General features: G+C 52.2%; 7 protein-coding genes. 2 read left to right on the top strand and 5 right to left on the bottom strand.

Going from position 1 to position 13131, the window contains the following annotated elements:
- Nucleotide 1: 1 nt before the first annotated feature.
- The 4 genes from rplD to ACFE8Q_RS22580 all read right to left on the bottom strand — a co-directional run bounded on the left by rplD (nt 2) and on the right by ACFE8Q_RS22580 (nt 3496).
- Nucleotides 2-631: a 50S ribosomal protein L4 gene (rplD, locus tag ACFE8Q_RS22595; protein ID WP_375447719.1), complete on the bottom strand. Its 630-nt coding sequence runs from the start codon at nt 629-631 to the stop codon at nt 2-4.
- Between the two features lie 6 nt (nt 632-637).
- Entirely contained in the window at nt 638-1258 is a 621-nt protein-coding gene (gene rplC / locus ACFE8Q_RS22590) for a 50S ribosomal protein L3 (protein ID WP_375447718.1), read from the bottom strand.
- 323 nt (nt 1259-1581) lie between these two features.
- Nucleotides 1582-2583: an MlaD family protein gene (locus tag ACFE8Q_RS22585; RefSeq protein ID WP_375447717.1), complete on the bottom strand. Its 1002-nt coding sequence runs from the start codon at nt 2581-2583 to the stop codon at nt 1582-1584.
- Nucleotides 2584-2668: 85 nt separating this feature from the next.
- Complete coding sequence (locus ACFE8Q_RS22580; protein WP_375447716.1) at nt 2669-3496, bottom strand: N-acetylmuramoyl-L-alanine amidase; 828 nt, start codon at nt 3494-3496, stop codon at nt 2669-2671.
- Between the two features lie 131 nt (nt 3497-3627).
- On the opposite strand from ACFE8Q_RS22580, the gene ACFE8Q_RS22575 reads away from it, so the two are divergent.
- Nucleotides 3628-6636, top strand: coding sequence for a putative LPS assembly protein LptD (locus tag ACFE8Q_RS22575; protein WP_375447715.1), 3009 nt, complete (start codon nt 3628-3630; stop codon nt 6634-6636).
- A gap of 28 nt (nt 6637-6664) precedes the next feature.
- On the opposite strand, the gene ACFE8Q_RS22570 is transcribed toward ACFE8Q_RS22575, so the two are convergent.
- Nucleotides 6665-9901, bottom strand: coding sequence for a PAS domain-containing protein (locus ACFE8Q_RS22570; RefSeq protein ID WP_375447714.1), 3237 nt, complete (start codon nt 9899-9901; stop codon nt 6665-6667).
- 365 nt (nt 9902-10266) lie between these two features.
- On the opposite strand from ACFE8Q_RS22570, the gene treY reads away from it, so the two are divergent.
- Complete coding sequence (gene treY, locus ACFE8Q_RS22565; protein ID WP_375447713.1) at nt 10267-13056, top strand: malto-oligosyltrehalose synthase; 2790 nt, start codon at nt 10267-10269, stop codon at nt 13054-13056.
- The last annotated feature ends 75 nt before the right edge of the window (nt 13057-13131 follow it).

Genomic DNA, 13131 nt, shown 5'->3' with positions numbered 1-13131 from the left:
TTTAGTTCGCTAAGATGGTTTGCAGTTTCTCCAGAGCCTCCGTGCTGATCAGCAGTTGGTCAGCATTCATCAGATCGTACGTGTTCACCTGCGATGCAGTTGTCACACGGGTTTTCTGAATGTTCCGGCTTGATTTAACCAAGTTGACATCTACGTCGGGTAGAATTAACAGGGTCTTCTTGCCAGTCAGTTGCAGCGCGTTCAGGAACGCTACGTAATCTTTCGTGCGGGGTGCTTCGAACGTAAAGCTTTCCAGTACTGATACGTTGCTGGCCTGGGCTTTGGCAGCCAGAGCAGACCGACGGGCCAGTGCTTTTACCTTCTTGTTCAATTTGAACGAATAATCGCGCTGACGAGGACCGAAGATGGTACCACCACCCACAAATACGGGTGACTTAAGGCTACCGGCACGAGCACCGCCCGTTCCTTTTTGCTTCTTGATCTTACGGGTTGAGTGGGCACTCTCGGCACGCTCTTTCGTTTTGTGCGTACCCTGCCGTTTGTTGGCCAGGTGCTGCTTAACGTCCAAGTAGATCGCGTGCGTGTTCGGTTCGATGCCGAAGATGGCGTCAGACAATTCAGCTTTCTTGCCGGTGTCTTCGCCTTTGCTGTTATATACGATAACTTCCATGACGGCTTACTTCTCGATTATGACGAATGAGTTCTTGGCACCTGGAACCGAACCGCTGACAACCAGCAGATTTTGCTCAGGCAACACACGTAACACTTTCAGGTTTTGAACCGTAACCCGGTTACCACCCATCCGGCCCGCCATGCGCAGACCTTTAAACACCCGTGAAGGGAATGAACAGGCACCAATCGAACCTGGGTGACGACCCCGGTTGTGCTGTCCGTGTGTTTGTCCGCCAACACCGCCGAAGCCGTGGCGTTTTACTACACCCTGGAAACCGCGACCTTTAGCCGTACCGACTATGTCAACGAAATCCCCCTCACCGAATACGTCGCCAATAAGCAGCGTATCACCTAAGTTGAATGACTGCTCGAATTCTTTGAATTCAACCAGTTTCCGCTTAGGCGTCGTGTTAGCCGCTTTGAAGTGGCCCAACATCGGTTTGTTGGTGTTTTTTTCTCTTTTTTCGCCGTAGCCCAACTGAACAGCTTCGTAGCCATCCTTGTCCTTGGTGCGGACCTGGGTTACAACACAGGGACCAGTTTCAATTACTGTACATGCCAGAGCCTGCCCGTCCGCATTGTACACACTGGTCATCCCGATCTTTTTACCAATTAATCCAGACATTTTCTGTTTGTTAAAAAGCAGGTGAAAGAATGATTAAACTATCACGGAGCGCCGTGCCGCCGCCGAAACGGACCGCAAAAGTACGGGAAATAGACTGTGATTGCAACCGCTTGTTTTTCAGCACAAAAAAAGAAGTCAGGCGTTAGAACACCTGACTTCTTCAGGGCAACACAACGTACCCGAAGGAACGCCGCTGCCGCTAACTAAATCAGATGTGGTTTCCTTTCGGACCTTCACCCGCTTCTATGTCTATTACTAAACTGTCGCGATTGGGAGTGCAAAAGTAGCAGAAACTTAATAGGAATCAAAGTGATACCCTAAATTTACTTTCGCGTCGTATCAACCATCGTTGTCGTTACCGTAGTAATGGTCGTTGAGCCCGGTTTACCCGCCACCGGCTTGTCCTTTTTGCCAAACACAGAGAACGATACGTTGATGTATTTCTTCGGGTTCTGACGGAAATCAGTCAGCAGCTTTTCCAGACCTCCCGCCGTGCGGCTTACGTTCACATACAACGAATCGTCGGTGGTAAGCTTGCCAAGTGACCCCTGCCCCTTCTCGATATTTCCGAGCAACTTCTGCAAATTATCAATCGACTTGTTGGCGTTGCCGAGCGTTTGCCGCAGTTGCAGCGCATTCAACGAATCAGTGAATGTTGAGGCTTTGGTCAGGATCGGGCTTAACTCCTGAGTTGTCTTATCCAGTGAGCGCGACAGTTGATTTACATTGGCCAACGCCAGCTTCAGACCAGTCCGGTTTTCGTTCAGTGCTTCATTCAACGTACCTGTAACCGTACCCGCTCCGCGCAAGGTCTGGTTCAGTACCGCCGCCGTCTGATCAAACGAAGCAACCACAACATTTAATCGCCGCGTAAGTGAGTCAACGTTGCTTAGTACGGGTAACGTCTTCTCTTTTATAAGCGATGAAATACCCTGCTCACTAGCCGCCACTAACTCGCCCTCGTCCATGACGTTGCCAGCTTTGTTCAGTTCCAGACGAATAACTTTTCCGCCCAGCAAGCCTCCATCTGCCAGCATCGCTTTTGACCCCTGACGCACAACGACGTCCTTGTTCATATCGAGGGTAACAAGGAGTTGGTTCCCTCGCTCAGGTAGCAGATCAATTCTGGCAACCCGACCAACAGTCAGACCATTAAGCAAAACCGGGTTTGAGGTGGTCAGTCCATCAACATTGGTGTAAACAACGGTGAACTGCTTATTCTTTTTGAAGATGTTGCTTCCTTTCAGGTAGTTGAATCCAAAGAAGAACATGGTGAGCGTGATCAGGGCCAGCAGACCTACCTTCGCTTCCTGTGAGAGTTTCATGTATAGTGTAATAGAATCGTCGCACGTCTACATGCGTTTCGACGTATAACCGGCAAAAGGGGGTTCAGGGTTCAGGGGATAAGGCTTAATTCACCCCTTCCATGTCATGTTTGTATTGTTCAAAGGCTTTGTAGATAGCGTCGGCAATGCGGTCCTGTCCTTCTTCCGAAGCCAGAAAATCTTCTTCATCTGCATTAGTGAGGTAACCGGCTTCAATTAATACGCTTGGCATGGTAGTGCGCCACAACACCAGAAAACCAGCCTGTTTCACGCCCCGGCTACTCCGTTCGGCCTCTCTACGAAAATTACGCTCCACCTTTTCGGCAAAACTGATGCTGCTACCCAAAAAAGCATGCTGGTAGTTTGCCAGCATAATGTAGGCCAGCGGCGAGTTTGGGTTAAAGCCTTTATAGGTTTCCTGATAGTTGGTCTCGTTGAGGATAACGGCGTTCTCGCGCTTCGCTACGTCGAGGTTTCCTTCTGTTTTATGTAAACCCATCGTATACGTCTCGGTACCATGCACAGCCTTCGAGGTTGGGTTGGCGTTGCAATGGATCGATATAAACAGATCAGCGCGGTTCCGGTTAGCGATGGCCGACCGTTCGGCTAATTCAATGAAACGATCTGTAGTGCGGGTGTAGATTACCCGAACACCGGGCATTTCCTCCTTGATTTTTGCGCCAAGGGCCAGAACCAGTTTCAGGTTCGTGGTCTTCTCTTTAGCATATCGCCCGTGTGTGCCGGGGTCTTTTCCGCCGTGACCCGCATCGAGCACAACGGTGCGAATCTGATTGGCTTTGCCTGCCGGGCGTGGCTGCTGGCCTGTGGTATCCTGCCAGGCTGGTTTGGGCAACATCGTCCCAGCCAGCAACGGAACCAGCACGGCACAAAGTAGGATAATCTTAACAAGCATAACAGACTGGATGTGGGTAAGGGGTTTAATAAAAATTAACAGCGAATTGCGATTCAAGGCAGTATCGGGTGATTGTTCGTAGGTAACTTTGTGTGCACTGTTAAGACAGTTAACAGAGGCAAATGTAATTTTTGATAGAACCGAAAATCACGTATATTATTTTACGGGTAACGTATTATACACTGCTACTGTGGCTCTTAACAGCAGTTTCGGGCATTCTGCACGCGCAGGATCGCCCCACTAATCCGTTAAGTCCATTGCCCGTACCCCCGTCCAAGCCGGTTACCACCAGCCCATCAGGTACGTCGGCAACGGGTACGTCACGCACGCCAGGTACTAGAATAACCGGTATTACTGGCAGCGACACAACCCGTTTACGACTTTCAAAAGATACCACCAAGACGCCCGAAGACCAGTTTGCGACCACCGTTCGCTATTCATCGAAAGATTCGAGTCAGGTGAACGGGCAAATCGTTGAGCTATGGGGTAATGCGGAAGTAGTGTACGGTGACATTTCGCTGAAAGCCGATTATATCAAGCTAAATCAGGCTACCAACGAAGTATTTGCCCGCGGCCGGTACGACTCAACGTCGAAAAAAGAGGTAGGAACACCTATCTTCAAGGATCGCAGCGAGGAGTATAATACCAAAGAGATCCGCTACAATTTTAAGACCAAAAAGGCACTTGTTCAGGGAATTGTTACTCAACAAGGGGAAGGAAACATTAGGGGAAAAATCGTTAAGAAAGATGCTGAAGATAATTTGTATATCCGTGGCTCCATTTATACGACCTGTAACCTGGCCGTTCCTCACTTTCATATTAACGCGCCCAAGCTGAAAGTCGTACATAATAAGCAAGTCGTGTCGGGGCCGTTCAATCTGGTTATCAACCAGATTCCGTTGCCGCTTGGCCTGCCATTCGGTTTTTTCCCCTTTCCAAAGAAAAAAGATATTGGTGTTTCCGGCATTCTGATGCCGCAGTACGGCGAAGAACCCAACGGCAGAGGTTTCTACCTACGAGATGGGGGCTACTACTGGGCCGTAAACGAAAACATTGGTCTGCAGTTTACCGGGCAGATTTACTCGCGGGGTAGCTGGGGGCTGGGTACGTCGGGGGCGTATAACAAACGGTACCGGTACGCGGGTAATTTCCAGCTTCGCTATAACCGGAATATCTCGGGCGAGTTGATCGATACCCTGAATCAGGCCCGGACCGACTTTGCCATTAGCTGGTCGCATGCACCGCAGAACATTGGTCGGCGGGGTTCGTTTTCGGCCAACGTCAACGTGACGAGCAACAGTTACAATCAGTTCAACTCATTCCAGACCTCGGCCGTTACGTCCAACGTGGCAGGGTCATCGATTCAGTACAGCCGTACATTCGGCAAGTACGTCCGGTCGGGGGCCAACGTACGGGTGAATCAGCAGTTTGGGCAGGTAAACCGGCAGACGGGCGTTCGCGAAAACGGCAAAACGGATGTAGGGGCTGACTTTAACCTGTCGGTGAATCAGATTGCTCCGTTTGCTTTAAAAGGCGGTACGGGTAAATGGTACGAAAGTTTCCGTGTCGGTTTTCAGTTCGATGCGCAGGCACAAATCAGCAATACCATACGCAGCCAACTCGATACCAGCGGATTGGGTTTTACTGTGCTACCGCCTGCTGGGGTTATCCTTAAAAGCCGCGATGAAATTGTACGCGATAGCATTGCCCGTGCCACATTGATACGGCTGGGTCAAAGTGTAGCCGACCCAAACCTGATTGCGTTCAACTTCGCTAACCTGAGCCGGATTCTGGACAACCGTAACGTAACAATGCGGTACAGTATTCCCGTATCGTTACCTAACTTCAAAATTGCCCGGTACATTAACTTTACGCCCGGCTTCTCGCTTCAGGGCGACATCTACAGCCGACAGTTGACATACACATACGATCCTGTTAAAGACGGCGTGCGGATCGACACGGCGCGGGGCTTTTTCCCCACGTATTCGTTTGCCACCAACGCCAGCCTGAACACACGGGTGTATGGAACGTATTTCTTCCGGGGGAAACGCCTGGAAGCCATTCGCCATACGGTAGCTCCTTCGGTTTCGATCAGCTACACGCCTGACTTTTCGGGCTCATCGTTTGGCTTCTTTACCACCTTACCCAATACAGGTACGTTGGCTGGCTTACCCGAATACCGCCGAACCTTGTCGCGCTACCGGGGTTTGGGCGGAACCTACGGCAGCAGCGCGCCGGGGCAAAATGCGGTTATTTCGTTCGGGATTGTGAATCAGCTAGAGATGAAAGTCCGCTCACGGGATGATACATCGGGGTCAGAATTTAAGAAAATTCCGCTCTTCGATAACATCAGCATCAACGGGAGCTATAACCTGCTGGCCCCCGAATACAAACTTTCACCCATCAACATCAGCGCTAACACGCAAATTTTTAAGAACGTAAACTTCAACCTGTCGGGTACAATGGACCCGTATGCGTATCGGAAATACTACAATAGCTACTATAACCCTTACCTAACTCCATACGCCGATCAGTTTACGGGGTACTATCCAGGGGTGGGGGCTATCATCGGGCAGGAATCGTCGGTAACGTACCCAAGAGTCAACCGGTACTCGGTATTTGCCGGGCAGGGACTTGGTCGGCTGACCAGCCTACAGGCGTTTGTGAGCACACGCTTTGCGCCTAAAAAAGCCGACGCCCCCAAGAAGTCGCCAAACGCGTCGGATGCCACCCTGAAAGCGATCAACCAGAATCCAGACTTGTACGTCGATTTTAACATTCCCTGGACAATCAACGTAAGTTACTCTTTTGGCTACACACGCCTGACGCCAACGCAAAGCGCTATTATTCAGACCTTGAATCTGACCGGTGATTTCAGCCTGACGCCAAAGTGGAAATTCACCTACCAGACCGGCTATGATTTCCAGTTCCATGCGCCATCGCTGACAACCATCGGCGTAAACCGCGACCTGCATTGCTGGGAAATGGCCTTCAACTGGACACCCTACGCCGGTAGTGCCAGCCGCGCGGGTAACTACTCGTTCGACCTGCGGGCCAAATCGTCTATCCTTCAGGAATTGAAGCTCAGCCGTCGCCGTTCGTTTTTCGACAATGGCGGCTTTGGCGGGGGCTACCGGTGAGTTGTTGGTTAACTACATTGTCATGTATTTAAACGGGCAGGTAAACGCTGAAAGTAGCCCCCTCACCGGGTTTGCTGGTGGCAGTAATCACTCCGCCATGATTGGTCCCTACTTTCTCGCAAATGGCCAGACCAATGCCCGTTCCAGCATACTCGCTTTTACCATGCAACCGCTGAAAAACCTGAAAAATCCGCCCGGCGTATTGTTGGTTAAACCCAATCCCGTTATCCGCTACGTTGATACAGTAATAGGCAGGGGCCGCCCGGCCTGGCCGCACCGAAGGGGGAAGCTCGCGGGCAGCGACTACCCGGCAGTTTACTGAAATGCGAGGTGGTTGACCCGGTTTACGGAATTTGAGCGCATTGTTGAGCAGGTTCTGGAAAAGCTGGCCCAACTGCGATGGGTCTCCCCGCAGGCTGGGCAGCGAACCAACGTCAACTACCGCGCTGGTTTCCTGGATAACGAGGTCTAAATCGCTCAGCACGGAATCGAGCACGTTGGCGAGCGGAACGACTACACTACTGTCCTGATGAGTGGAAATACGAGAATAAGCCAGTAAATCCCGGATCAGGGTAGACATCCGGCTGGCCGACGTCTGCATCCGCGTCAGGTAATCAATACCTTCGCCTAACTGGCTAGCAAACTGACTTTTAAGAATATCCCCGAAAGACTGGATTTTGCGCAGCGGCTCCTGCAAATCGTGGCTGGCAATGTAGGCAAACTGCTGGAGGTTCTGGTTGGAGCGCTCTAAATCCTGAACAGACTGTTGCAATTGCTGGGTACGTTCCTGCACCTGTTGTTCAAGGGCCAATTGCAATTCCCGCTGTAGGGTGATATCCTGGGCGGTGCCGTTCATTCGAACAGCTTGTCCTGTGGCATCGAATACCGTTTTGCCCTGCGCGTGCAAAATTCGTTTCTGGCCGGTTTTGGGGTGAATAATGGTGTAAACTTCATTATAGACACCGTCGGATGCCGGATTCAAGGCCCAGGCCACGGCCATTTCAACCCGTTCCCGGTCACCTTCCTCCAGAATCGGGATCACCTCGCTGTAGGGCTGCGCCCCAGGGTCGTATCCGAACCACTCAATCAGGCGATCGGAATAGGTAAGTCCCTTGGTGGCTACATCAATACTCCAGGTGCCGAGTTGCGCCATTTCGATAGCACCGCGCAGGGCGACTTCAGCATCTTCGATTTTCTGACGGGCCAGCACCTGCTCCGTTACATCCTGGCAGAGGGCTGTTACACCCGTAATGGTGTTATTATTTTCGCGGTAAGGCTGGTAGGTCACATTCAGAAACCCGGCGATCTGCTTTCCATTTATCCGCACCGAATACGGTGATTCGCTCAGATACAAAGGGTGTCCGGTGTTCAGTACCTGGTTCAGCAGCGGCCTGTAGTACGCTTCAGCTTCAGGAATAATCGAAAACAACGACTTACCCAGTAGTTCTGCCGGGGTGAGATCGATAAGCCGACCGTAGGCTTCGTTCACAATTTCCACCGTCATCTCTGGCCCGGTCAACACCACAATACCCACATCGGCATCGCGGATAAGGTTTTGAAACCGCTGCTCGCTGGCTTCGATCTGCCGCTTGGCTACAGCCAGGGCCGTTATATCGGCTCCGGTGTTCATTACGCCATACACCTGCCCGGTGGCATCGAAGAGGGGCGTAAAACTGTAATTGTAATAACCCGGCTGGGGTTTACCGTCTTTGACCAGCACAACCTGTTGGTTTTCGGCATGATACGGAATACCCGTGTCATACACAGATGTCAACTGGTCGATAATCTGCTGATTCTCGAATTCGGGCAGCACCTCCGATACCAGTTTCCCAACCAGATTGGGTCCTTTACCCCAAATATCGATAATGGCCTGGTTGACCGACGCAATCTGCAACGCACGCCCCATAAACACGCCAATTGGGAAAGGGGCACTCTCGACTATGCTCCGCAGATTCTGTTCACTGGCCCGCAGGGCGGCCTCGGCTTTTCGCTGCTCGGTTACATTCGTATGTACCCCAACCCACTCCCGGATAGTGCCGTCGGCGTTTATAAGGGGAATGGCCCGGATGGAAAACGACTCCCAGTTGCCCGATTTTACCCGTACCCGGTGTTCAAACACAAACGTTTTGCGCTCCCGTACAGCCTCATTCCAGGCATCAACCGTGGGCTGGGCATCGTCGGGATGCACGGCACTGGCCCATCCATAACCCTGATAATCAGCGTAGGTTTGTCCCGTCAGGTTGGCCCATCCCGGCTGTTCACCTTCCATTTCGCCGGTGGCGTTGTTGGTCCACAAAATACCCTCAACGGCCTGTATCGCCGCCTGAAATCGCTGCTCGCTTTCTTCGATCTTCTGCCGGGATAGTTGTTCGGCGGTAATGTCATGGAAAGAAAGCACCACACCGTCGTCGTTTTTAACGGCCGTGGTGGCGTACCAGTTGTCTAACCCCTCGCTGCTGTAATGCAGTTTGCGCTGGATTGGCTGGCCCGTTTCGACGGCACGGACAAAATCATCGAAGAGACCCGCCTGTTTATAAGCCGTATGAATGGCTCCGTAGTGTTGACCGACCAGATCAGTGCGATTATTAAATTGCTCGGTTACACGGTTGGCTAACTGATACTGAAAGTCGATAATGTCGCCCTGTTCCGGTCCGTCAGTATTCGGTCCTTCGCCACGGTTCCGAACGGCTTTGAGTACACTGATGCCCGCCGCCGACGAGTCGAACACCGCCTGGAGGAGGGTTGTTGTTTCCTGTTGCTGTTTGGCGTTCAGCACTTTTTCGGTGGTTTCCGTGCAGGTAACGAGCACCCCGTTTATTTGCCCATCGTCGCCGTAGGCCGGGCTGTAGCTGAACGTCCAGTAGACATCTTCTAACTGGCCGTTGCGGAAGATAGGCAGCAACTGGTCTTCAAACCAGACAGGTTCGCCCGTTGCCATAACCCGCTCAATCAGCGGGCCGATGAAGTCCCATATTTCCGGCCAGGCCTCCTTACCTGGTTTACCCAGAATAGCCGGGTGCTTTCCATTAGTGCCGAGGCTGGGTCGATAGGCATCGTTGTAAAAACAGAGCAGGTCGGTGCCCCAGAACAGAAACATGGGAAAAGCCGAATGCAGCACAATGCCCAGCGTTGTGCGTAGGCTTTGGGGCCATCTATCGGGGGTACCCAGTGCAGTTTCGGCCCAGTTGTGTGTTCGGGTCAGGTGGCCCATTCCACCGCCACCCTCAAGAAAGGCGTACTGTGATTTTGGAGAGGTTGATGACATAAGGCAGCCAAAAACGGTTGAGTAGATGTAAATAAACAGGCAGCGCGTTGCCTCCAACAAAGCAACCCCCTTCACCCCGCTTTATAGTCAAATATAGGCGCATCCGTTTATACCTTTAGCCACCAACATAGCTGGAAATGGGTAGGATAAGGTATTTTTTTGACGGGATTGACAAGATAAATAAGACTTTAGCAAGGGAAGCCGTCTGTCTTGTCAATCTTGTCGGAAAAGGTCCGATAATTCACCAACGGCAAATTTATCCCACATCAATGTTTAGTTTCATTGACGAACAAACTGAAAACATTTACTGGTAGTCTTACCGTTTAGGTAGTGGTCTGTCAAGCAGGTCATCTACGCTCAACGTTATGTACAATCCGGTTTCTACCTATCGCGTGCAGTTGCACGAAAATTTTACGTTCGCCGACCTTGAACAGCAACTCGATTACCTTCAGCAGTTAGGCGTTACCACTATTTATGCCTCCCCTACCGTAGCCGCTACGCCCGGCAGTACGCATGGGTACGATGGCATCGACCCGCAGCGAATCAACTCCGAAATTGGCACAGTTGATCAGTTACGCAGCCTGAGCCAGCAGTTACGGGAACGGAATATGGGCTGGTTGCAGGATATCGTTCCCAATCACCTGGCCTTCCACCCGGCCAACCCCTGGATCAGCGACGTGCTTGAAAAAGGCCACCAGTCGCTATACGCCAGCTACTTCGACATTCCCGGCACCAACGAACTGTTCGACGGAACGCTGATGGCACCGTTCCTGGGCCAGAAACTGGTCGACATTATTAAGAACGGTGAATTGCGGGTGGCTTACCTGCATCAGCGGCTGGTGTTGCAATACTACGATAGTCACTTTCCGCTGGCCCCGCACACCTATGCGCAGGTACTTATGTCGGAAGAACAACAGCAGGCCGACCCCTTCACAACCAACGTACCTGCGGCCCTGTCGCAATGGCTCGCGCAGGTAGACGGGCTGTTTGCGCCTGAACCAACGCATCCACTTGTCGACGGTTATGAGCAATTCAAGCTTGCCAGCCGCCAGCCAGGCAATGCCAAAGAAACAGCCAGCCTTTGGGATGAAGCCCGCCTGGAAATGGCCGCCCTGATGGACGACGACGATACGGTACGTCATTATGTAGAGATGCGGCTGGCGTGGTTCAACCAATCGGCCGACGACATTCATGCGCTTTGCGAAGAGCAACATTACCGCCTCTGCGATGGTGATGAAACCCGCCGACGGATCAACTTCCGTCGGTTTTTTACCGTCAATGGGCTGATCTGTCTGGCTATCGAACGGCCGGAGGTATTTGATCATGTCCATCGGCTTATCCACGAACTGGTTGCCGATGGTACTTTTCAGGGGGTACGTGTCGATCATATCGATGGTCTGTTCGACCCGACCGGCTATCTGGAGCAACTTCGGCAAACGGTAGGCAAGGAAACATATGTTGTGGTCGAGAAAATTCTGGAACCCGGCGAAGCCATGCCTGCCAATTGGCCCATTCAGGGCAGTAGCGGCTACGATTACCTGGCGCTCGTTAACAACGTGCTGACCGACCCGGCGGGGAAAGAAGCCTTTACACGCTTTTACGAAGTACTGGTTAGCAACGACACACCCATTCACGAGCAGATTCTGAGTCGGAAGGCATACATTCTGTATCACGATATGGGCGGCGAATTGGCCAATCTCATGGAGTTGTTCCGGCACCAGCAACTCGCCACGCCCAACGAGTTGGTCAACATCAACGAGACAATGCTGCTCCTGACCATTGCCGAACTATTGGTACAGTGTCCGGTCTATCGTTTTTACGGTAATCAGTTTCCGCTCGAAGTCGACGAAGCCGACGCATTACGCCAGATTCTGGACAGTGTACGCAACCGGGCGGTAGAGCTACGGGGGCCAGCCAACTTGCTGGAAATGATCTGGCTGAAAAAACCGCTGCTGGGCGACGCCGATTACAACGCCCGTGCCCTGCGTTTTTATCAGCGGTGTATGCAGTTTACCGGCCCGCTGATGGCGAAAGGCGTTGAAGACACGTTGCTGTATACGTATTTCCGGTTCATTGGTCATAACGAAGTAGGCGATTCGGCCGAGGCGTTTGGCATGGATATCGCCGAGTTTCACCGGGCTATGCAGGAAAGGCAGGCCCAGTGGCCACTGGCTATGAACGCTACGTCTACGCATGATACTAAACGGGGCGAAGACGTGCGCGCCCGCCTGAATGTGCTGACTGCCCTGGGCGACGACTGGACCCATACCGCCAGGCGCTGGCTGGATGAAACAGCCGCTCAGCGCCCCGACAACATGCCGGATACCAACGATGCTTATTTCATATTACAGACGCTGGTTGGTGCGCATCCGTTTGCTGGTCAGGATGATGATGACTTTAGCAAGCGTCTACACGAATACCTGACCAAGGCACTTCAGGAAGCGAAGCGGCATACCAGTTGGACAGCGCCAAACAAAGCGTATATGGACGCCACCCATTCATATATCGACTATCTGCTAGACAAGAGCGGCCCGTTCTGGCCTGATTTCGAGACCTTTCTGGGCTCAATCGCCGATTTTGCCGTTATTAACTCACTGGCTCAGACATTACTAAAATTTACGACGCCCGGCGTTCCAGACGTGTACCAGGGCTGCGAACTTCATGACCTTAGCCTGGTCGATCCCGACAATCGCCGCCCCGTCGACTATAAGCAGCGGCAACAGATGCTGGCTGATCTGGCGTTGCCCGAACGTACCCAGCCAGAAACGCTCTGGGAAAACAGGCTCAGTGGTCAAGCCAAGTTCTGGCTTACCCATAAACTTCTGAATACCCGGCGTACCCAGCCCAACTTCTGGGCAACCGCCGAGTATGTGCCCCTACCTGTAGAGGGAGCCTACCGTGATCACATCCTGGCTTTTGCCCGACAGGAACAGGGAACCAGGTACGTTGTGGTAGTGCCGCTGCACCTGGTGCGTTTATGCCGCGAAACAGGTGCCAATCAGCCAACGGTCATCGACTGGCGCGACACCCGGATTGGGTTATCGTCTAATTCAGGCTGGCAGGACCAGTTAACCGGACAAACATACAATTCGCTGACTATTAATGAGTTATTCACCGGTGGCCTGCCGCTTGCCTTCATACGGTTCAACGCCTAACGCTTTTGTGAAGACAAGATAAGCAGCCACTGGCTGCTACTATTTTCACGATCTGGCGCTCAAAGGGAGGCTACC

It is taken from the genome of uncultured Fibrella sp., from assembly GCF_964250085.1.
Classification (GTDB): domain Bacteria; phylum Bacteroidota; class Bacteroidia; order Cytophagales; family Spirosomataceae; genus Fibrella.
Note: the sequence above shows the minus strand (reverse complement) of the source record. Positions and strands in the feature narration are given on the sequence as shown.

Excerpts from the sequence above, each read along its gene's own strand:
- ACFE8Q_RS22585 (WP_375447717.1), bottom strand. The coding sequence starts at position 2,583 with ATGAAACTCTCACAGGAAGCGAAGGTAGGTCTGCTGGCCCTGATCACG.
- rplC (WP_375447718.1), bottom strand. The coding sequence starts at position 1,258 with ATGTCTGGATTAATTGGTAAAAAGATCGGGATGACCAGTGTGTACAAT.
- rplD (WP_375447719.1), bottom strand. The coding sequence starts at position 631 with ATGGAAGTTATCGTATATAACAGCAAAGGCGAAGACACCGGCAAGAAA.
- treY (WP_375447713.1), top strand. The coding sequence starts at position 10,267 with ATGTACAATCCGGTTTCTACCTATCGCGTGCAGTTGCACGAAAATTTT.
- ACFE8Q_RS22570 (WP_375447714.1), bottom strand. The coding sequence starts at position 9,901 with ATGTCATCAACCTCTCCAAAATCACAGTACGCCTTTCTTGAGGGTGGC.
- ACFE8Q_RS22580 (WP_375447716.1), bottom strand. The coding sequence starts at position 3,496 with ATGCTTGTTAAGATTATCCTACTTTGTGCCGTGCTGGTTCCGTTGCTG.